The sequence below is a fragment of the Pseudoflavitalea sp. G-6-1-2 genome, assembly GCF_012927185.1.
In the GTDB taxonomy this organism is placed as follows: domain Bacteria; phylum Bacteroidota; class Bacteroidia; order Chitinophagales; family Chitinophagaceae; genus Pseudobacter.
The window spans coordinates 793365-813454 of sequence record NZ_JABBGB010000001.1 but is presented as its reverse complement, the minus strand read 5'-3'; the positions used below and the strand labels follow the sequence as shown (position 1 = coordinate 813454).

Below are 20090 nucleotides of genomic sequence, written 5' to 3'. Positions count from 1 at the left end.
GTTATTTTCCTTCGATAGCATTGCAGGCGGCCAGTGATCCCAGCCGGAAACGGAAGGGAATGCTGGTCGCTTTTTCTATTTGCAATTCTTTACGGCAGAAGAAGCCTAAGTGTGAAGAATAGTAATCGGGTCTCACAGCTGTACCCAAATTCCCGGACATACTTCGGGAGCTCTCAGTCGCTCGCGTCTCGCGAGTGACGGCTATTTCCTCGCCTCCGGAGAGCAGCAGCGGCCTACGTTCACCCCAGGTTTCTGAGTTCAGCAGCGTGTTGGGTCGCCGGGAGCCGACCAAATATAAGTCACTCGCGGCGACGCGAGCGACCGGGCGCCCGCTAAGCAACAGGCACGTCGCGGCTTCATTGAAACCCCTGACCATTTGCATACCTTCCTGAAAATCAGCGGTTGACTTTACCAGCGATACGGATTTAACCTTAGATGCGTCGAACAAAATCATGGTCCCGCCATTGGTTTTACCAACATGCCTCCCAAAATTATTTTGCGCCTGCAATCCAATACAGGCAAGCATTTGAACGAAAATTGCCGGCATAACCATAATTTTATAATATCGTTTCATCGGCTGCATTACATTTGTAAGTAAATTTACGGCCTGATTTTTGTGGAACCGCGAAATTTTCCAAAATTTTGGGAGATAGCGAACTAAATCCCTAAGACGCACATGGCACTGAGTCAGAGTTTACAACAGAAACTATTACAAAAACTTTCTCCTCAGCAGATTCAACTGATGAAACTGCTGCAGGTGCCTACTGCCAATCTCGAAGAAAGAATAAAAGAAGAGCTCGAAGAAAACCCCGCCCTCGAACAGTCCGATGAAGATCACGACGATCAGTTCGATAACGATCTGAAAGACGAATTTGAAGATAAAGGGGACGAAGAATATGAGCCGGATGGCAGTGAGGAAGAATACGACAATATCGATATCAGCGAATATGTGGGTGATGAAGATGGCGACATCGCAGATTACAAACTCCGCGACGACAACTATCCTGAGATCGACGACAATAAAGTTGTTCCCTATCGCATCGAAACATCCTTCCACGAATTTTTGCTGGAGCAGCTCGGTATGCTCAAACTCGACGATCGCACAAAACGCATCGCTGAACAGATCGTAGGAAGTATCGATGATGATGGTTACCTGCGCCGCGATTCCGCCTCCATTGTCGACGACCTGGCCTTCCGCCAGAATATCGACAGCTCCGAAGCTGAAGTGGAGTCTGTGATCAAACTGATACAGAGTTTCGACCCCGCAGGCGTTGCCGCCCGCGATCTGCAGGAATGTCTGCTGCTGCAACTCCAGCGTCAGAAAGCCGAAGGCAAGGAAGTAGAAAAAGCCATCGACGTGCTCACCGACTACTTCGATGAATTCACCAAAAAACATTACGACAAGATCCAGCGTGGCATCGGCATCAACGACGAAGGCCTCAAAGAAGTGATCGGACAAATCATCCGCCTCACCCCCAAGCCCGGTGGCAATCACGAGAATATCAACAAGGCTGAAAGCTATGTGATACCCGACTTCTTCGTTTACAACAATGGCGGAAAGCTGGAGCTGACACTCAATTCCAAGAACGCACCAGACCTCCGCATCAGCGAAGGCTATCGCGATATGCTGCGCGAATACGACAAAGCCAGTAAAAAAGACAAACGTCAGAAAGAAGCCGTTCTCTTCATCAAGCAAAAGATCGATGCAGCCAAATGGTTCATCGATGCCATCAAGCAACGCCAGCATACGCTTACCAGTGTAATGGGCACCATCATGGAATATCAGCACGATTTCTTCATGACGGGTGATGAAACCAGCCTCAAACCCATGATCCTGAAAGATATTGCTGAACGCACCATGCTCGACATTTCTACCGTTAGCCGCGTAGCCAACAGCAAATTTGTTCAGACGGAGTTCGGAACCTATCGTCTCAAATTCTTCTTCAGCGAAAGTCTCAGTACCGAAAGCGGCGAAGAAGTGAGCACACGCGAGGTGAAAAAGATCCTCAGCGACATGATCGAAGGCGAAAGCAAGAAAAAACCGCTGAGCGACGAAAAGTTAACCGAGATGCTCCAGGAAAAAGGATATAATATTGCACGCAGAACGGTAGCCAAGTACCGGGAGCAATTGAATATCCCTGTTGCGAGGCTGCGAAAAGAATTATAATGGAGAACAATATCACCGCACAACATACTGAACTCAATACTTCACAGCAGTTTGCTGCACCTGTAAGATTTGGAGCGCATCTGCTGAGTTATGTATTTCATCCCTTGTTTATTTCTACATATGTAACGGCTTTTCTGTTGTTCATTCATCCCTATGCTTTTGCCGGGATGGGAGAGAAGCAGAAAGTGTTCACGCTGGTGAGTGTGTTCTTCAGCACGGGCTTTCTGCCTGCATTTGCTGTGCTGCTGATGCGTGCGCTCGGATTTGTGCAGAGCTTTCAGCTGCGTACACAAAAAGAAAGGATCATTCCTTATGTGGCAGCTATCACCTTTTACTTCTGGATCTGGTACGTATACCACAATCTTCAGGATATCCCTGTTTACTACGTGAAGTTTTTGCTGGGAAGTTTTCTGGCAGTTTGTGCTGCCTGGATGTTCAACATTCGTTATAAGATCAGCATGCACGCAACAGGCGTTGGCGGATTGGTGATGTTCTTCTATTTGCTCACCACCGGTATGCGTGAAGGCACCGCATTGTATTTCGCTGTTGCACTGATCATCGCAGGATTGGTTTGCACTGCGCGTTTCATTGTGAGTGATCATACGCAGCGCGATATTTATTCCGGCTTTCTGGTGGGAATGCTTTGTCAGCTGGTGGCTACCTGGTTATAAAAACAAAAGCCCAATCATAGGGTACGAACCTACATTGAGCTCTGTTGCCATCAAACCATCTGAAGTTTATGTCCACGCTAAGTCAATTCAACAACCTCGACTGGGTTATATAATTCTTTGTTGGGTGGTAAATGAAAAGGCAGGAGCCATTCTTGATCTGCTGAATAACAGTCGGCGCCTCTTTCGCGGGTAATGCAGGGCATCCGAAACTCCTTCCGTTGAATTTGTTATTGCTGATAAATTGTTTGCCTACGTACTGCGATCCATGGATCACCACATTGCGTGACTCTGCTTTATCGTTGAATCCGCGCTCCAGTCCCTGTATCTTAAGGGCCAGTCCGTGTTCTCCATAATAAGTAGAACGTGTTACATAAAATCCGAGACTGCTTTTATGTGATTCAGGGCTATTGGAAAAAGAACGCGCATACTCTCCGCCCGATTGACGGCCATGTGCCACATATGTATTCACCAGCAGTTTCCGCTGTTCCATATCGAGTACGTATAACCGCTTTCTTCTGCTGCTCTGGCTGAAATCGCAGATGCTCAGCACGCCATCCTTTGCCAGCTTTCCTTTTTCAAGCAAACTGGTGTATCCTTTGAAGGCATAAGCGAATGCCTTTCGTGCCAATCCGTATTTTTTTAGTTGAAGCGATTCATACAAGGCTGTGGCTTCCTGTGTAAGAGGATCGTGTACAGCAGCTTTAGGTTCTACATCTTTGGGGAGATAGATGATAAGCTTGTCTGATGGGGAATCTGCTTTGCTGGACGAACCGGTCATGAATACCGGAGACAATAAGAAAACAGACACCAGGCTAATGGATACGGATTTTACAGGACGATACATGGCTTAGGGTTTTCAAAGGTTATAGGTACGTGTATGATCCGCATTTTAAACGGGGATTGTGGAAAAATAGTATCACATCCGCCCGAAAATGCCCCGCACCTGACGTAATTATTTATTGTGCAGATGCAGCTAAAAAGTACGCGTACCGGTACTCCTAATATGTATCGTTTTGAAATTCAATGGTCAACCAGCGTTTGCTTTACGCCCGCCATCATTGAATTCGCTGGCATAAACCCTGATCATTAAAAGGAAGAGAGAAATAAGAATTGGTCCGAATATCAATCCGATGAACCCGAATATGGGAATGCCGATGATTACCCCGAAGGCCGTGATCAGCGGATGCACATCGCCCAGTTTCTTTTGCAGCCAGAATCGCGCAACATTATCAACTGTTCCGATAATGCCGAATCCGTAAATCAGCATAAATACACCCTTAAGGGCATGGCCTTCTGCGAAGAAGATCAATGCCAGCGGCACATATGCCAGTGCGGCACCAACCACAGGAAGCATGGCTGTGATGCAAACAATCACAAACCAGAACATGGGTTCATTTACGCCGAGCAAAAAGAATCCGAGCAAGGCCACAAGGCCCTGGAACAAGGCGATGAGCGGAATGCCGATGGCATTGGAGAACACCATGCCGTTCATTTCTTTTCTGATGGTGATTACATTATCATCTTTGAGCGGAACCCAGTCGTAGAACCTCGATTCCATTCTGCGATTCTCCACCAGCATGAAGTAAAGGATGAAGTACAACATCACAATGGTGAGGAGCGTATTGAAAGTAGCGCCGAGTATCTTGGGCAATATCTCGGCGCTGTATTGTGTCATTTTTTTGATATTCTCATCGGTGATCAGTTCGATCTTGAATCGTTGTTCATACTGATTCACGTATCGTTCGATGCTGGTCATTATTTCATTGGAGTGCTCGATGGCGAACGATATTTTCGAACTCATCATATTTACCAGCAGCAGTATGGGGCCCATGATCACAATAAAGGAGATCAGCATCAGCACAACGGCCGCGAGCGCTTTCTTCCATTTGTATTTATCCACCAGAATAAACATCCATTTGCGCAGCAATACATAAAAGGTATATGCGCCGAGAAAGGCAGGCAAAAATGATTCAAGATGAATAAACAGGATAACTCCGAGGAAGATGATCATCAGCAGAATGAGCACCTGCCTCACAACATTGTTGGATAAATAATTCATGCGCCTGCCTTTAGTGGATACTAAAGTACATAATAAAAATGAGGCCAGACTTCATCATATCTTTACCTGCTTCCATTTACCTCTACGGAATAAGAGCACGCCAGTAATGCTGATAAGGGTTTCGGCCGTTACCACGGCAATGAAAACGCCACTCGGTCCCATATTCAGCACTATCGACAGCACATATGCGAAGGGGATCTGAAATACCCAGAATCCGAAGAGGTTGATGAACATCGGCGTTTTGGTATCGCCCGCTCCGTTGAACGAATTGGTTACTACCATGCCGATGCCATAGAAGATATAACCAAGGCTGATGATGTGCAACGCTTTCTTTCCCCATACGCCCATGCTTTCCTTATCGTTCATGAAGTAGATGATCTGGTCGGCAAATACCAGGCATACCAGCGATACGATGGCCATGTATACAACATTGTACAGCGCCGTTGTCCATACAGATTTCTCCGCACGTTCAGGTTGACCGGCTCCGAGATTTTGCCCTACCAGTGTGGCAGCTGCATTGCTCAGTCCCCATGCAGGCAACAAAAAGAACATCAGCACCCTGATGGCGAGACCATAACCGGCAACGGCATCGTCTCCGAATTTGGCGATGATTCTGTTGAGGAAGATCCAGCTGGCAGATGCAATGAAAAACTGCACGAACACCACCCAGCTGAGACTGTAGATTGATTTGAAAATGCCCCAGTCGATTTTGAAGTAGGATCGTTTTATTTTCAGTAACCCGCTTTTCGATTTGAAGAGGAAATACAATTGAATCAGTACGCCTACTGCACGGCCGGTAGTGGTGGCAATGGCAGCGCCGGGCAATCCGAAGAAATGAATGAGCAGCGGACAGAGAATGATATTGCTTCCGTTGGCGATCACCAGCACCCATAGTGCGATGTTGGCATTGCCCGCTCCGCGGAATACACCATTGATCAGGAACAGCAAAGTGATCACCACCGATCCGCCGAACATGATGCGGGTGTAGGTAGTGCCAACTTCGATAACGGCCTGCGATCCGCCCATCATGCGAAGCACATCATCTGCGAAGATGGATCCGAGTATGCTGATGAATGCTGCAACGATCAATGCGAGGTTGATACCCTGTGCGGCACTTCGCGAAGCTGCTTCGATATTCTTCTCTCCAACACGGCGGGCTACGATGGCCGTGGCGCCCATGCTCAGCGCCATGGCTGCAGAATAGAGTACCATCAGTACAGATTCTGTGAGCATCACGGTACTCACGGCCTGCGATTCCTGCCCTTCGATATGGCCGACAAAATAAATGTCTATCAGTGCGAAAATGCTTTCCATCACCATTTCAAGAATCATGGGAATGGCCAGCAGTATCACACCTTTACGGATGCTTCCCTGCGTGAAATCTTTGTTCTCGCTGCTGAGCGCATGTTTTATGGTTTCGAATATGCCCGGTTTTTTAGGCAGCTCTGTTGTTGTGGTCTGGTTGGTTTCAAACGACATAAGGTTTCCTTGTAAAATTTACAATGAGTGAATCAGGATCAATAAATGAGGTCACGGAAATTCCACCCGCAATGGGGCAGAAAAAAATGTGCAGTAATTGGAATGTTCCGGGAATGTTATAGCAACAAGCAGCGGAACGATGTTAGTACTTCATAAACTGGAGTGTGTATGCCAAAAATAGCATTTCATATCGATGCCTCCAATCATTCGCCTGTAACCTCAGATAATTTTTTATGCTCACCGATCTTTTATTGAACAATGATGTTATGTATGCAGCTTTGCGATGCTTACATTTATGCAATAATCAAACTATTTGACATCCCTTCGGCGCTGAAAAAGGACGAACAGCTGAAATCTCCGGCTGTTAGTGGAAATTCACCCGATGGTCAACTCACATCATATGGAACTCAAGAGTTATTACATTATCCGGTTCTCAGACTGTGATCCCAATGCGCACCTGAACAATGCCAGCTATCTCAATTACATGATCAATGCGCGGGAAGATCATCTGAGAGAAAACTTCAACATCTTATTCCCTGATTTTCTGAAGCAGGGCATTACCTGGGTGGTGAGAGAACATGAGATTCAATACTTGCGCCCGGCATTCTACACAGAGAAAGTGTGCATTACTTCCACCATTATTGGTTTAACATCGAATATGCTGATTGTTGAAATGCTGATGTTCGACGAGTCGGAGACCAATCTCAAAGCCATCCTGTGGACCCGCTTCGCCTGTATCGATCCGAAAACCGGAAAGAGAAAAGATCATACTCCTGAGTTCATGGAACTTGCTCCCAAAGTGGGCATGACGGAAGTGAATATCGAAGCGGGGATGAGCGCGCGAGTGAAAGAGCTGCGCAGCATTGCCTAAGCTGCGTCTGAAGGCCTGTTACATTTACTTCGGGAGCCGCCCTCGCTCGCCTCTGGCGAGTGAGGAATATGAAGGTCGCCTCTGGCGACTCCGCGCCGTGAGGCACAATACTTCGCCGGAGGCAAAGAAATATAAGTTACTCGCGAAACGCGAGCGACCGGGCACTCCGAAACGAATTGGAACTGCCCGACTGGTGCTGGTTACAACGGCTCAGGTAATTTGAAATGAATGCTCATCTGGCAACCTTTGCCTGGCGATGATTCTATTTTTACTCTTCCATTGAAGAGGTCGGCGCGGTTGATGATGTTCTGCAAACCAATGCCATTCCTTTTTTCGCGCACGTTGAAGCCTTTGCCATCATCATCGATGCTCAGCAGGATGCTGTCACTCTCTTGTGTAACCGAAATAGCTACCCGCCTGGCTTTCGCATGTTTCAGCACATTGTTCAGTTGCTCCTGTGCAATGCGGAAGATGGTCATCTTCAGTTTGTCGTCTATCTGGTATTCGTTGGCAATATTGAATTTGAAATCTACCTGCAGTTGTCCGGCTGTTCGGATGCTGTCTGTAAGATCTTCGAGCGAAAGCTGCAATCCTACTTCGCGATGATAACTTTGTGTAAGGTCTTTGGATAGTTTTCTGATCTCTTCGATAGCCACGGCAATGATGTCGCTGCTGCGCGTGATCATCGGATCGGGATTGGTGGTATCTGCCACCAGACTGAGACAGAGCCTTGCGGTGGTGAGTATCTGCGTTACATTGTCGTGCATCTCTCTTCCGATCTCTTCCCGTTCTTTTTCCTGTGCATCGATACTGGCTTTCATGATCTCCTTCTGACGATGGATCTTTTCTTCCACCAGATCTTGCCGCAGCTTCACTTTCTCGGTGATGTCGTTGGCGAGGATCATATAACTTTCACGGCCACGATACGTAATAACATGGCTGATGATTTCTGCATACATGATCTCTCCGTTCTTTCTGATATGCTTGCGCAGCAATCTGTCGCCACTGGGCTTTTTGCCAGACTGCAACAATGTTTTCAGGGATGAATGATCTTCAGGTGAAGCGATGTTGAAAGCTGTCATCGACAGAAATTCTTTTCGCGAATACCCATAATGTTTTACTGCTGCTTCATTCGCTTCGAGAAAAGCGAGCGTGTCTGCGTCGCAAACGCAGATGGGAAGCGGACTTTTGTTGAACAGATTTCGATACAGATTTTCCGATTCGAGAATGCGTTTCTGCGCTTTCTTTCGTTCGGTGATATCTCTGAAATTGGCCACCAGCGCTTCGATGCCGGGAACATGCAGAAAATTGCTGGCAATGCCTTCCACCTGAACAGGCTTGCCGTTCTTGTGCAGCAGCGTGAGGTAGATGGTCATCGATTTGCCGGGGTTCTGCATCAGCCCTCCGAGGAGCTGCTGCGCATCGGGCACGCTATCCGGATGTATGAATGTGAACACATGCTTATTGATGTAATCCTTTGAAGCATATCCGAGCAACTTCTTCACGGAAGGAGAACCATAAGTGAACTGTCCGGTAGCATTGGCCATCATAATGAGGTCTGCACTGTTTTCGATCAGCGCTTTGAATTTGAGGTCGATTGCTTTCTGGGCTTCTTCTGCTTCGATTCTTTCCGTAACATCTCTGAAATTGCATACGATGCCACTGATCTCATCTTTGTTCAGCAGATTGGTGGCAACGCCTTCTACAATAATGGTAGCGCCATCGTTGCGAACTATTTTGGTTCGGAGAAATACCTGCTTGTTGTATTTCTTCATCACTTCCTGAAACTTCTGCATGGCCTCATTCCGGTAATCTTCGTGAACATATTCGAAGCCGATGGTATGCAGGTATTCTTCGGGAGAGATGCCAAAGTGATTCTGAAGAGACGGGCTTCCGTAAATGATCTGCCCTTCTTTATTCAGTACAACAATAATGTCTGTGCTGTTTTCGATCAATGCCCTGAAATGTGCTTCACTGGCTTTGAGGCGGGCATCGTAGGTGATCTTTTCGGTTACGTCGTGTGCATAGCAACTGAGACCAATAACCGTATTTCCCTTTCTGATGGGATTGATGGAGATATCGTAGAAAGTAGGTTTGTTCTGAAGGATGAATTTCTGGATCATGCGATGGGCTTTGCCTTTAAAGGCATTCTGATAGATCCTTTCCCATTCGGCTTTTTTAGCAGGATCGAGCATGCCGAGCAGATCGATCATGCTGTCTCCCGGTGAGGCATCCACGCCCAGCACTTCCTGAATTTTTTTGCGGAGAGCCGCATTGAGAATCACGTAGCGCATATTGCGGTCGATGCTCCATACAAGACCTTCTATATGCTCCACCAATGCCAACAGGTTATCTGCCTGATCGAGCAGGTGCTGTTGCGCAGCAGTGGCTGTACGCGATGAATGCCGGGCCTGCCCTGGAATGCCAGAGCTGATCAACGCAGTTCGCATGATTAATTGGTAGTTAATAATAATGATTAGCTGCTGCCAGAGACAGCACACGATTTAGTTCAGGAACCTGATGCTACAATCAGAACAACTATTGTTCGGGGCTTAAAAAAAGGTCTCAGCTGATGGGCTGGTATGGAGTAATTGCTATCAGAGCTTGTTTCCAAATATACCCAAAATATTGTGATTATGGTAGAAGCTTACCGGTATAAAAAAGATGTAAAAAAAGTATATACGGTACTATTAATATGTAATATCCAGATCATCCCTTCTTTGCCCGTTGTACCAGATAAAGTCCACCAATAACAAGGGCCAGACCGGTTACTGTATAAACACTGATGGGTTCCTGCATCACCACATTGGCGATCAGATACCCAAACACCGGACAAAGAAACAACCAGAACGATGCTTTTACAGGGTTATCGCGCAACAGAAATAACCAGATCTGTACGGCCACAATCGAAACGGGAATGGCTAACCATAATATGGAACCGGTAAATCGCAGATCGAAATGATTCAGCGAAGAGTCGTAGGTGAATGCAGCAAATGGAAGAATGAAAATACCGCCAAGAAGGGTCTGCCATCCGTTGATGGTGATTACATCGAGATCATTCCATTGTTGTTTTGAAAAATAAAGTACACCGATCGAATAGCTGAGCATGCTGCAGAAGAGAATGATCAATCCGGTTGGAGTGGCAAAACTCGATTGCAATAAAGGGTATGCTGCAATCAATACACCCAGTGAACAAAGCAGCAGACTTATCCAGGTGGCAGCTTTGATGCGTTGCCTGAACAGCAGCGCACTGATTAAACTGATCAGTACGGGATTGGTGGCGATGCTCATGGAACTCAATCCGGCAGAAACATTCTGCATGGCCACTACATATAATCCGAGATACAAGGCAATATTGAGAAAGCCATAGATGGCCAGCTGTTTCCATTCTTTACCTGAAGGGAGCCGCTTGCGCAGAATACCATGCGAAATAAAGAGCATTATCACACCCGCGAGGAAAAATCGCGCCACACATATAACGAACGGTTGTGCGGATTTCAGTCCAAGCTTGGTAGCAGCGGCTGCCGAAGCCCAGAGAAATGCGAACGCAACACCCGCGGAAAACAAGAGCAGGGCTCTCGATTTATCATTTTTCATCGTCACTTCCATAGTCATTTTCTTCAGTTTAGTTCGCTAAGGGGATGCAAAAGTAAATAAAATACGACCTATGTTATATTAAGTAGTGATTGCATCCCGTTTACCTCACCCTGAACGATATTTGTTAATTTTTTCAAAACAGGGGACCCCGTGTAGGGGAAAACCAATTGTTCGTTGTCATATTCACCTAAACAATCAATTTATGATACGTTCGACGATCCGGATACTTTCGGTTATACTTATCCTGCTAACCACAGTATTGGGCGGCTTTGCACAACCATCAAAGAAGTTTACCATCAGCGGCTATGTGAAAGATGCATCCAATGGTGAAGTTCTGATCAATGCCACTATCAATGTAAACCCTGGCAATGCCACTGTTCAAACCAATGGATATGGATTCTTCTCCATCTCCCTGCCTGCAGGCAAATACACTTTAACCACCACCTATGCAGGCTTCGCGGTAATTACAAAAGAAATAGACCTTAACGATAATCAGGCACTTGATCTGCAGATGAAATCATCGGCTGGCAATCTGGACGAAGTAGTGGTAACCGGCGAAAGAAGATTGCGCCGCACCAATACTGTTGCACTCGGCATTCAGCAGATGAGCATCGGACAGATCAAAAAGATCCCGGCATTTCTGGGAGAGCCCGATGTACTGAAAGCCATGCTCACACTGCCCGGTATCACATCGGTAGGTGAAGGCGCCAATGGTTTCAACGTGCGCGGCGGTAACGTAGATGAGAACCTCATCATTATGGACGAAGCGCCGGTATACAACTCTTCGCACATGCTCGGCTTCTTCTCCGTGTTCAATCCCGATGCGGTAAAGAATGTTACTTTATATAAAGGAGCATTCCCTTCGGAGTTCGGCGGAAGAACTTCTTCTGTGCTCGACATCCGCATGAAAGACGGTAACAACCAGAAGTTGTCGGTGAATGGCGGTATCAGCAGCATCTTCAGCCGCATCAGCATCGAAGGACCATTAAAGAAAGACAAATCATCATTCATCATTGCAGGCCGCAGATCGTATATCGACATCCTCAGCAAACCTGCTCGTAAAAAAGAAGAGCGCGACAACAAGTTCTACTTCTACGACCTTACTGCAAAAGGCAACTGGCAGCTCGACGATAAGAACACCCTTTATCTCAGCGGCTACTACGGAAGAGATGTATTCGGAACCAAACAAGCGAATATGGATTGGGGTAATATGACCACCACGCTTCGCTGGAACCACCTCTTTACTCCCAAGTTGTTCCTCAATACCAGCGTGTACTATTCTAAATACGACTATAGCCTTAAGTTCAATACAGAAGCGAAAGACACCAAGCAGCAGTCGTACAGCTGGAAATCAGATATTCAAACTTATGGCATCAAGCCATCACTTACCTGGTATGTGAGCAGCAAGCACCAGCTGAAAACAGGTTTGTCTTTCACCATGTATAACTTTTTCCCCGGAAAAGGAATCATGGACGACGATGGCAACAAAGCACAGATCAATCTTGTTCGCAGATACGGAGCAGAAGCAGCAGCCTACCTCGAAGATACCTGGAAGGTTAGCAAAGCCCTCACCGTTCAGGCCGGTGTTCGTATGAACTACTACGCATACCTCAGCAACTCATCTGTTTATCATTTCAGAGATACAGTTGCCAATACACGCAAACCGCTTGCTTACGAAGAAATAGTGGGAGACGGCAGCGGCAAGAAAAAGAAAGTTGCAGACTGGACTTATCTGGAGCCACGCGTTTCTATCCGCTATGAACTGAAAAAGAATACTTACCTCAAAGCTGGTTATGCACGCTCTTCGCAGTTCATGCACCTGCTGAGCAATACAGCATCACCAACACCGGTGGATCTGTATTTCCCCAGCACCAACAATATCAATCCGTCTGTAACCGATCAGGTTTCAGTAGGTGTGGTATCGGTTCCCGAATTCCTCAATGTGGAATTGTCTGCGGAAGTATTCTACAAGAGAATGTCGAATGTGCTCGATTATATCGACAACTCCAGACTCGATCTCAACCCGCAGGTAGAAGCAGACCTTCTTACAGGCAAAGGCAAATCTTATGGTGTTGAATTGGAAGTGAAGAAAGAAACCGGCAAATGGCAGGGATGGATCAACTACACATGGAGCCGTTCTTACCGCAAAACAGAAGGCATCAGCAACAACGACTGGTTCCTCAACCGCTACGACCGCACTCACGTACTGAACCTTGCAGTAACTCGCGAGCTCAATACAAAATGGAGCGTGAGCGCCAACTTCAACTACGGTTCCGGTACACCAGCTACCTATCCGAATGTGAAATTGGATATCCAGGGTATTCCCATCCCATACAACACAGACGGCAAACGTAATAATTTCAGATTGCCAGCTTATCACAGACTGGATATTGCTGCCACCATGAAAGGTCGCCAGGGCAAACGCATGAAGCAGGAATGGGTATTCGGTATCTACAACGTGTACGCACGTCAGAACGCATACACCATCTATTTCAGACAGAATGAAGATGATGCTGCAAAAAGAGAAGCAGTACGTCTGAGCATTCTCGGATCGATCATTCCTTCCATTACCTGGAACTTCAAATTCTAAAATCTACAGCAATGAAAAAATTAAGTCTATATATAATTGCGATTGTCTCGGCAGGTTTATTTGCGAGCTGCGAAAAAGTGATTGACCTGAAAGTGCCTGCAGGAGAACCTGTTCCTTATATCGATGCATGGATCACCAACAAACCGGGTGAGCAGCTGATCAAATTCCAGCGTGCAGTAGGATATCTCGATAACTCAACGCCTCCTGTGATCGATGATGCACAGATGACGCTGACCGATATCACGCTCAACAAAACATACAATTTCAATTTCAGCAACGGCGCTTACCGTCACAATCCCGGTGCAGGTGTGGCTATCGGAGTAATCGGCCACGAATACAAGCTCACCATAAACTGGCAGGGCGAAGTTTTTGAAGCAACCGATAAGCTGAACCGCGTAGCGCCGGTGGATTCCATCACCTACGAATACAAAGAAGAAAAAGGTGATGAGAAAAAAGGATACTACGCCAAGTTCTATGCAGTGGATCTGAGAGGACAAACCGATTACTACTGGATCCGCACCTACCTCAACGGATCACTTAATCAGAACGTGAACGAAATGTGGAGCATCGATGGCGCATATTATGACGATGCCAACAGCGACGGATTCAACTTCATCGTTCCGCTTCGCGAAGGCATTACTTCCGGCAAAAAACCTTACCAGAAAGGCGATGTTGTAAAAGTGGTGATGCGCGGCATCAGCAAAGAAGATCACAAATTCATCAACATGCTCACCGAGCAATTATCGAATGGTGGACTCTTTGCAAAAGTGCTGGCGAACGTGCCTTACAATATGAAGTCGAACAAAGCAGACAGCAAGAATAAGATTCTCGGATGGTTTGGAACGGTGTCGGAAACAGAGCTTTCAGAAATTATCGAATAGGTATTTTTCAAACACTACATTAAACCTTTGATCAGTTATGAAAAGCAACTATCTGTTATTAACCCTGCTGCTGGCAGTATGCAGTTACGGAACGATATCCTGTAAGAAAGTGAAGGGCTCCGGTCCCATTGTGAAGGAAGAAAGAGTGGTATCGGCATTCTACGGCATTTCTTCGGGCATCGACGGAACCGTGTATGTAACGCAGGAGGGGCCGCACCGTCTCACCATCGAGGCGCAGCAGAATATTCTCGACATTCTCGATTCGCCGGTTGAAGGTGGTCGCCTCAACCTCCGGTTCCAGAAAGGAAAGAGCGTGGGACATCACGATCCGATCATCATTCGCGTAAGCGCTCCAACCATCGGAGAGCTGCTGCTCGACGGATCGGGAGATATGCACATGAGCAGCAATCTCAATGGCGATAATATCAAACTTGCAGTGAGCGGATCGGGAAACCTGCATGTGAAAAGTGTGTCGGCAACTGGCCAGTTATTCGCCGAAGTATCCGGTTCAGGTGATATTCGTTGCCTGGGCGGCTCTGCTCCGGAAGGCTTTTATTCTATCAACGGAAGTGGAGATCTCGATATGTTCCCCGTAAACGTGAACAAGCTGAAAGCAAACGTGAGCGGCTCGGGAGACATCAAATCGAAAGCGCTGGAATCTCTGGACGCATCCATTTCGGGCAGCGGAGATATTGAGTATGATGGCAATCCCTCATCCGTGAAAACGCATGTAACGGGTTCTGGAAGGGTGCGCAAGATTTGAGGTTCAGCATTCAACTTTTGTTCAGATGAAAATCAGATTCAGACTGATCAGCTACTGTCGTTTCGTACAAAAGATCATGCCCGCATCGGTGCTCTGGCACAGGCATGAATGGGAAGATAAAGTTACCAGCCGGTACTATGGGAGATACGTAGAGCATAAGGGTAAAAAGAAAGATCAATACTATCTTGAGATCAACCAGGTTGTTTACAGCCTGCACACAGTGGAAGATTTAGTGAACCTGGATCATGAACTTTTTATAGACCGGCTCCAAAGGGGTGGGGGCGCGCAGGCGGCCTCCACTCTTTCTTCAAAAACCCACAATTACTGTTCCATCTGCACGCACAAAGAAGGCTGCCCACTGATGAAACTTCCTTACCCGGAGAGAAAACGTTCCTGTCTTTTTATTCCGGTTGTTTATCTGCTTCCCGAAGGGAAACTCGAAGTGGAGAATATTCGTCCGGCTTCAACACGCCTGCTCTCGGCAGTGGTGATACAAAGCCTGCACACAGAAAAAATGGCGGGAGATATTCTTGAACTCGTCCATCCGCTATCGGTTTACAAACACACATTTTCCTTTGCCCAGCTGCAATAGCTGCGGCGGTTTTTCTCATCCTCCAAAATAGCTGTTCTCGCTCATGCAGTTATGCGCATGCTTCACAATGGGAGGCGGGCATATGCTTTGCGGTGTATTCTTAAAACCAATTGATATGACAAACATTCAATTGAACATAGGAGCATCCTGGGAGGAAGTGAAAGAAAAGATCAAGGAACGAAATGTGCAGCTCACCGACGAAGACCTGCAGTATGAGCCGGGCAAAGAAGATGCTCTGCTGCAAAGGCTGTCAGCAAAAATGCACAGGTCGGTGGAAGAAGTGAAGAATTATATCGAGAGCATTTCGCATAACAACGATGCAGCAGCAGGCTGATGCTTATTGCACCAGCGCCGTCTGTTGCTGCAATGCAAACATCTTGCTCAGCAGTTCATAACTTCTGAACCTGTCTGCTTTATGCTCGGTAAATGTAGAGATCACAATTTCGTTCACACCGAAGGAGGTGGCCAGTTCTTCGAGTTGCTGCTTCACCTGATCGGGATTGCCCACCACGGTGCGCTGGCGGTTGAAGAGAACGCGTTGCCATTCTTCAACAGAATAGTTGTATGCTTTCGCGAGCGCGTAAGTAGGGTTGATGTCGTACCGCCCTTTTTCGAAGCTCAGTAATCTGAAGTCGATAATGCTGCGCACTTCTTCTACCTTTTGTTCGTCGTCTGAAACAAAAGCGAATATGCCCACATTGCCCAGCGGCTCTTTCAATTCTTCTGAAGGCACAAAGCGATTGCGATAAGCATCCATTGCCTGCGGTCCACCGAGTGGATTGATGAATTGCGCAAACGACAAGGCCATTCCGAAATGTGCGGCGAGGTAGGCGCTTTCGCCACTCGAAGTGAGCATCCAGAGTTCTGGTTTGGTATCAACAAAGGGCATAGCTCTTACTTTCCCTTCATAATTTTCGGGTACTGCTTTGTCTGAAAGCATGGCTTTCAATGTTCTGATCTGCTGCACGTACTCCTGCGGATCAAACGTGTTGGCAGGATTGAGCAGATTGGAAGTGAAGCGGTCGCCACCCGGAGCGCGTCCGATGCCGAGATCGATCCTTTCCGGAAACAATCCTTCGAGCAATCTGAAATTCTCCGCCACTTTCAAAGTGCTGTGATTGGGCAGCATGATGCCACCAGATCCGAAACGCATGCGTTTTGTTTCTGCGGCCAGCCTTGCAATCAACACTTCGGGTGCAGAGCCCGCAAGGGTATTTGTATTATGATGTTCGGATAACCAGTATCGCGTATAACCAAGCTGGTCTGTAAGTTTTGCCAGCTCTACCGACTCCTGCAGCGCTTCTACAGGATTGCTTCCACTACGGACCGGTGTTTGGTCCAGTACACTTAATTTCAACTGCATAGTTTTTCAATAACAGGTGAATGAGTGAAATGTTTATGCGGTAACGGGCTGTATCTTTTTGCTGGTTGTGAGGAGAAGGGTTAATGCAACCGCTGCGAAGATGGCCATCCCTGCTGCCATTGGAAGTGGACTGTTGCCATGGAATCTGCTCACCAGAAACGATCCCAGCGATCCGATCCCCATCTGCAATGCACCCATCAGGGCTGAAGCGCTGCCTGCATTTCTCGTGAAAGGCTGCATGCACATCGCAGACGAATTGGGCAGCACAAAACCGGCGCAGGCCAGGAAAAGGAACAACAACACCAGCATGCCGGGTAATCCGATCCAATTATTGTACGTGGCCAATACGAGCAGCACGCCGAAAATAGTTTGTGTGATCAGTGCTCCCTGAATGATCTGTGCACTCGAAAAATATTTAAGCACCAGCCTGTTTGTCTGTGTTGCGAGAATGATGCCCGATGCAAGCAGTGCAAAGATCCATCCATAGGTTTGCTCGGATACTTTGTAGAATTCCAGAAACACAGAAGGAGAACAGGATATATAAATGAAGAGTCCCGAAAATCCGATGGCGCCAGACAAAGCATAGGTGAAGAACTGCCGGTTCCTGATCACTTCCCAGTAATTGCCCAGAATGGAAGCGGGTTTCAGGGAATAGTTCGGATCGGGTTTACTGCTTTCGGGCAATCCTCTCCAAACGGCAATCATCACAATCAGCGAAATGGCAGCGAGCACAAAGAATACTGCATGCCATCCGAAATGAGCAATGAGGTATCCGCCAGCTGTTGGTGCAATCAATGGGGATGCGCTCAGCACCAGCATCAGTGAGGAGAATACTTTTGCATTGTCTTCCACCGGAAAGATATCGCGTACCATGGCAAATGCAGCAACCTGCGCGGCACAGGCGCCGATGGCCTGTACAAACCGGAGTGCAATCAGAGCATCCAGTGATCCTACAATTACGCAGGCAATGGAGCTGAGAATATAGATGGTGAGGCCAAGATATAACGGGCGCTTTCTGCCGAAGCGATCGAGCAGCGGGCCATAGAACAATTGTGAAACAGAAACGCCGATGAAGAAACTGCTGAGACTGAGCGCCACATCGGGCACTGTTGTTTTCAATTCACCTGCAATGGCTTTGAAGCCCGGCAGGTACATATCTATGGAGAATGGCACGATGGCCGTTAAAGACCCCAGTATCAATATAGTTAGGTAGTATCTTTTCCCAGTCATAAACAAAGCCGCGTGATGGTTTTTTAAGGGCGCGGCAAGGTTTAACATCCTCCCTGTGAAATGGTTCAGATATTTTTAACAATTACGAAGGCTTCATGTTATGATAATATGTGAAGTAGCTTAATAGAGCTTCACCTTGTAGCGGTACGTGCCGTTGAAATATTCTTTCATCTTCAATACTTCGTGAGACTGCGCACTGATCCAGAAGAGTGCATAAGCTCCGTTTCCGTACTGGATCTTCAACACCCAGCATTTTACTTTTACTTCTTTGTTCAGTGCCAGCTCTTCCGATGCTGCAACTTCATATGTGTAGTAGCCAGGTGTAGGATTGGCCGGGTCCAGAAAGGCGATCACAAATTTTTGTGCAACCGCTTTGATGGGCAATGTTGAGAAAGTCTCCATGTCCATCTCCCAGTTGAGCACCGGAGGATTCAGCGCTACCCTGAAATTTTTGTTCACGCGATTTCCTGCAACAGTGGTATCGGTAGTGAGCAATCCATTGGCGAATTTGTAACCCATGTACGCGTAGTTCTTAAACAGCACCACTTCTGAAATGGGGGCAAGATTCCTTCTGTCGGCGATGGCCTTGGTGTGACGGTGCAATGATTCGTTGCGGAACCATTTCCACTCGAATAAAATAACGGGCTGATTGGTGTTGGTTATCTTACCATATGTGATGGATCGCTCCCAGAGATCTGAGTTGGTGGCTTGCCCGCTGATACTGTCTACATTGTACACAAGGTAGCGGGATATTCCTTCGGGAAGCTGCGATATTGCGAGGTTATGGGTGTTAGCGTTTACGGTGTCTGTCTGTGCAAAAGCGCTGCATGCACAGCCGATCAGAAGGGTTAAGGTGAGAAGGGATCTCATGAAGTAGTTTTTGCTAAAATAGTGCACAGCAATAACTACTCCATGAGAAATATTTTAAATGGATAAAAATCAACCATCATCAAAAAGCGGCATTTCGCGCGGGACGGCCTCTTTCGATCATCATTTTCATTTGATCGTCCACCTGTTTTCTGAACTCTGCCTGTGTTACTTTGGTGCCGCTCTTTGGCTCTTTGATGTCTTCTTCCTTCACTTTAGGAGAAATTTCCACGGCCTTGTAAACGGTTTGTCCGTTGCGGATATTGGCTTCGAGAATCATGCCGGGCAGTTGTCCCTGATATTCGGGACCGCCGGGAACAGGGATAGCTGTGGCAAACCAGACTTCTACTTTCACGGTGTCCGGGAATTCTGTTCTTTCCATCTGCCCATTGTTCAGCTGCATGCGCATGGATTTGATGACAGCCTGTGTGGTGGCCTGCTGGCAGGTATAGCCCAGTATGGTTTTGGATTCTCCCGTGAGTTTCCAGTTGTTTTTGGAGATGCTGTCTTCGATCAGCCACTTCTTGCCCACCATTTCGCGCTGCTCTGTTTTCTTTTGCGTGGAGAATTTGTTGTACACTATATTTTCTGCACCGGAAGCCGATACCATTCTGAAAGAGGCGCCACCGGGCTGAGAAACTTCGGCTTCGGGTCTCTCGTCCGATTCGAGCATGCGCCGAAGGCTTTCATCGCTGTTGAAGAGCAGTTCCATTCTCTGTGTTCTGTCCGGACGGTCGAAGGTTTGCTGAACACCATTGATGGTCACATTTGCTTTTCCTCCTTTGTTCAGCTGTTCGTACACGATGCGGCCTTTGGTAAGTGGGGTATTGGTCTGGGCCTGTGCGCTGCGGATCATCATCAACGTTGCCAATGCAAGCACAGAAGCGAAAATTCTGTTCATGTGAAAAAGATTTGATTCAAAGCTATAGCATCGCATCAGCGACCAAGGTTAACGGAGTT

18 protein-coding genes are annotated in these 20090 nt (G+C 47.2%); 8 read left to right on the top strand and 10 right to left on the bottom strand.

Going from position 1 to position 20090, the window contains the following annotated elements; all coding sequences use genetic code 11:
* Nucleotide 1: 1 nt before the first annotated feature.
* Nucleotides 2-547, bottom strand: a complete 546-nt coding sequence (locus tag HHL16_RS03400) for a hypothetical protein (protein WP_169423735.1) — start codon at nucleotides 545-547, stop codon at nucleotides 2-4.
* Nucleotides 548-676: 129 nt separating this feature from the next.
* Between HHL16_RS03400 and rpoN the strand changes: the two genes are divergently transcribed.
* On the top strand, nucleotides 677-2167 hold the full coding sequence (rpoN, locus tag HHL16_RS03395; RefSeq protein WP_169423734.1) for an RNA polymerase factor sigma-54: 1491 nt from the start codon (nucleotides 677-679) through the stop codon (nucleotides 2165-2167).
* Nucleotides 2167-2838 (top strand): hypothetical protein, encoded by a 672-nt coding sequence (locus HHL16_RS03390; protein WP_169423733.1) that lies wholly within the window; start codon nucleotides 2167-2169, stop codon nucleotides 2836-2838. Before rpoN ends, HHL16_RS03390 begins: the two co-directional genes overlap by 1 nt.
* An 82-nt stretch (nucleotides 2839-2920) precedes the next feature.
* Here the strand turns inward: HHL16_RS03390 and HHL16_RS03385 are convergent, their stop codons facing one another.
* The 3 genes from HHL16_RS03385 to HHL16_RS03375 all read right to left on the bottom strand — a co-directional run bounded on the left by HHL16_RS03385 (nucleotide 2921) and on the right by HHL16_RS03375 (nucleotide 6376).
* Nucleotides 2921-3682, bottom strand: a complete 762-nt coding sequence (locus tag HHL16_RS03385; RefSeq protein WP_240965758.1) for a murein L,D-transpeptidase catalytic domain family protein — start codon at nucleotides 3680-3682, stop codon at nucleotides 2921-2923.
* A 183-nt stretch (nucleotides 3683-3865) separates the two neighbouring features.
* Nucleotides 3866-4897 carry an AI-2E family transporter gene (locus HHL16_RS03380; protein ID WP_169423732.1) on the bottom strand — a complete coding sequence of 344 codons (1032 nt, stop codon included), beginning with the start codon at nucleotides 4895-4897 and terminating at the stop codon, nucleotides 3866-3868.
* A gap of 54 nt (nucleotides 4898-4951) precedes the next feature.
* Nucleotides 4952-6376: an MATE family efflux transporter gene (locus tag HHL16_RS03375; protein ID WP_169423731.1), complete on the bottom strand. Its 1425-nt coding sequence runs from the start codon at nucleotides 6374-6376 to the stop codon at nucleotides 4952-4954.
* Between the two features lie 400 nt (nucleotides 6377-6776).
* On the opposite strand from HHL16_RS03375, the gene HHL16_RS03370 reads away from it, so the two are divergent.
* Nucleotides 6777-7247 carry an acyl-CoA thioesterase gene (locus HHL16_RS03370; RefSeq protein WP_169423730.1) on the top strand — a complete coding sequence of 157 codons (471 nt, stop codon included), beginning with the start codon at nucleotides 6777-6779 and terminating at the stop codon, nucleotides 7245-7247.
* A 200-nt stretch (nucleotides 7248-7447) separates the two neighbouring features.
* Here the strand turns inward: HHL16_RS03370 and HHL16_RS03365 are convergent, their stop codons facing one another.
* Nucleotides 7448-9697 (bottom strand): PAS domain S-box protein, encoded by a 2250-nt coding sequence (locus HHL16_RS03365; protein WP_169423729.1) that lies wholly within the window; start codon nucleotides 9695-9697, stop codon nucleotides 7448-7450.
* A 259-nt stretch (nucleotides 9698-9956) separates the two neighbouring features.
* On the bottom strand, nucleotides 9957-10862 hold the full coding sequence (locus tag HHL16_RS03360; protein ID WP_240965756.1) for an EamA family transporter: 906 nt from the start codon (nucleotides 10860-10862) through the stop codon (nucleotides 9957-9959).
* Nucleotides 10863-11046: 184 nt separating this feature from the next.
* Between HHL16_RS03360 and HHL16_RS03355 the strand changes: the two genes are divergently transcribed.
* From HHL16_RS03355 to HHL16_RS03335, 5 genes are all read left to right on the top strand, one after another.
* The gene (locus tag HHL16_RS03355) at nucleotides 11047-13434 is read left to right on the top strand and encodes a TonB-dependent receptor (protein ID WP_169423728.1); all 2388 of its coding nucleotides are present in this window, start codon (nucleotides 11047-11049) and stop codon (nucleotides 13432-13434) included.
* Between the two features lie 11 nt (nucleotides 13435-13445).
* Nucleotides 13446-14315 (top strand): DUF4249 family protein, encoded by an 870-nt coding sequence (locus HHL16_RS03350; protein ID WP_169423727.1) that lies wholly within the window; start codon nucleotides 13446-13448, stop codon nucleotides 14313-14315.
* 37 nt (nucleotides 14316-14352) lie between these two features.
* Nucleotides 14353-15078: a head GIN domain-containing protein gene (locus tag HHL16_RS03345; RefSeq protein WP_169423726.1), complete on the top strand. Its 726-nt coding sequence runs from the start codon at nucleotides 14353-14355 to the stop codon at nucleotides 15076-15078.
* Nucleotides 15079-15103: 25 nt separating this feature from the next.
* Nucleotides 15104-15670, top strand: a complete 567-nt coding sequence (locus HHL16_RS03340; RefSeq protein WP_169423725.1) for a hypothetical protein — start codon at nucleotides 15104-15106, stop codon at nucleotides 15668-15670.
* A 115-nt stretch (nucleotides 15671-15785) separates the two neighbouring features.
* Entirely contained in the window at nucleotides 15786-16004 is a 219-nt protein-coding gene (locus tag HHL16_RS03335) for a general stress protein CsbD (protein ID WP_169423724.1), read from the top strand.
* A 3-nt stretch (nucleotides 16005-16007) separates the two neighbouring features.
* On the opposite strand, the gene HHL16_RS03330 is transcribed toward HHL16_RS03335, so the two are convergent.
* The 4 genes from HHL16_RS03330 to HHL16_RS03315 all read right to left on the bottom strand — a co-directional run bounded on the left by HHL16_RS03330 (nucleotide 16008) and on the right by HHL16_RS03315 (nucleotide 20031).
* Nucleotides 16008-17033, bottom strand: coding sequence for an LLM class flavin-dependent oxidoreductase (locus HHL16_RS03330; protein ID WP_169423723.1), 1026 nt, complete (start codon nucleotides 17031-17033; stop codon nucleotides 16008-16010).
* Nucleotides 17034-17066: 33 nt separating this feature from the next.
* On the bottom strand, nucleotides 17067-18263 hold the full coding sequence (locus HHL16_RS03325; protein WP_169423722.1) for a multidrug effflux MFS transporter: 1197 nt from the start codon (nucleotides 18261-18263) through the stop codon (nucleotides 17067-17069).
* A 120-nt stretch (nucleotides 18264-18383) separates the two neighbouring features.
* Nucleotides 18384-19133 (bottom strand): hypothetical protein, encoded by a 750-nt coding sequence (locus tag HHL16_RS03320; RefSeq protein WP_169423721.1) that lies wholly within the window; start codon nucleotides 19131-19133, stop codon nucleotides 18384-18386.
* Between the two features lie 79 nt (nucleotides 19134-19212).
* Nucleotides 19213-20031, bottom strand: a complete 819-nt coding sequence (locus HHL16_RS03315) for a GLPGLI family protein (RefSeq protein ID WP_169423720.1) — start codon at nucleotides 20029-20031, stop codon at nucleotides 19213-19215.
* Nucleotides 20032-20090: the final 59 nt, after the last annotated feature.

Excerpts from the sequence above, each read along its gene's own strand:
- HHL16_RS03400 (WP_169423735.1), bottom strand. The coding sequence starts at position 547 with ATGCCGGCAATTTTCGTTCAAATGCTTGCCTGTATTGGATTGCAGGCG.
- rpoN (WP_169423734.1), top strand. The coding sequence starts at position 677 with ATGGCACTGAGTCAGAGTTTACAACAGAAACTATTACAAAAACTTTCT.
- HHL16_RS03390 (WP_169423733.1), top strand. The coding sequence starts at position 2,167 with ATGGAGAACAATATCACCGCACAACATACTGAACTCAATACTTCACAG.
- HHL16_RS03385 (WP_240965758.1), bottom strand. The coding sequence starts at position 3,682 with ATGTATCGTCCTGTAAAATCCGTATCCATTAGCCTGGTGTCTGTTTTC.
- HHL16_RS03380 (WP_169423732.1), bottom strand. The coding sequence starts at position 4,897 with ATGAATTATTTATCCAACAATGTTGTGAGGCAGGTGCTCATTCTGCTG.
- HHL16_RS03375 (WP_169423731.1), bottom strand. The coding sequence starts at position 6,376 with ATGTCGTTTGAAACCAACCAGACCACAACAACAGAGCTGCCTAAAAAA.
- HHL16_RS03370 (WP_169423730.1), top strand. The coding sequence starts at position 6,777 with ATGGAACTCAAGAGTTATTACATTATCCGGTTCTCAGACTGTGATCCC.
- HHL16_RS03365 (WP_169423729.1), bottom strand. The coding sequence starts at position 9,697 with ATGCGAACTGCGTTGATCAGCTCTGGCATTCCAGGGCAGGCCCGGCAT.
- HHL16_RS03360 (WP_240965756.1), bottom strand. The coding sequence starts at position 10,862 with ATGACTATGGAAGTGACGATGAAAAATGATAAATCGAGAGCCCTGCTC.
- HHL16_RS03355 (WP_169423728.1), top strand. The coding sequence starts at position 11,047 with ATGATACGTTCGACGATCCGGATACTTTCGGTTATACTTATCCTGCTA.
- HHL16_RS03350 (WP_169423727.1), top strand. The coding sequence starts at position 13,446 with ATGAAAAAATTAAGTCTATATATAATTGCGATTGTCTCGGCAGGTTTA.
- HHL16_RS03345 (WP_169423726.1), top strand. The coding sequence starts at position 14,353 with ATGAAAAGCAACTATCTGTTATTAACCCTGCTGCTGGCAGTATGCAGT.
- HHL16_RS03340 (WP_169423725.1), top strand. The coding sequence starts at position 15,104 with ATGAAAATCAGATTCAGACTGATCAGCTACTGTCGTTTCGTACAAAAG.
- HHL16_RS03335 (WP_169423724.1), top strand. The coding sequence starts at position 15,786 with ATGACAAACATTCAATTGAACATAGGAGCATCCTGGGAGGAAGTGAAA.
- HHL16_RS03330 (WP_169423723.1), bottom strand. The coding sequence starts at position 17,033 with ATGCAGTTGAAATTAAGTGTACTGGACCAAACACCGGTCCGTAGTGGA.
- HHL16_RS03325 (WP_169423722.1), bottom strand. The coding sequence starts at position 18,263 with ATGACTGGGAAAAGATACTACCTAACTATATTGATACTGGGGTCTTTA.
- HHL16_RS03320 (WP_169423721.1), bottom strand. The coding sequence starts at position 19,133 with ATGAGATCCCTTCTCACCTTAACCCTTCTGATCGGCTGTGCATGCAGC.
- HHL16_RS03315 (WP_169423720.1), bottom strand. The coding sequence starts at position 20,031 with ATGAACAGAATTTTCGCTTCTGTGCTTGCATTGGCAACGTTGATGATG.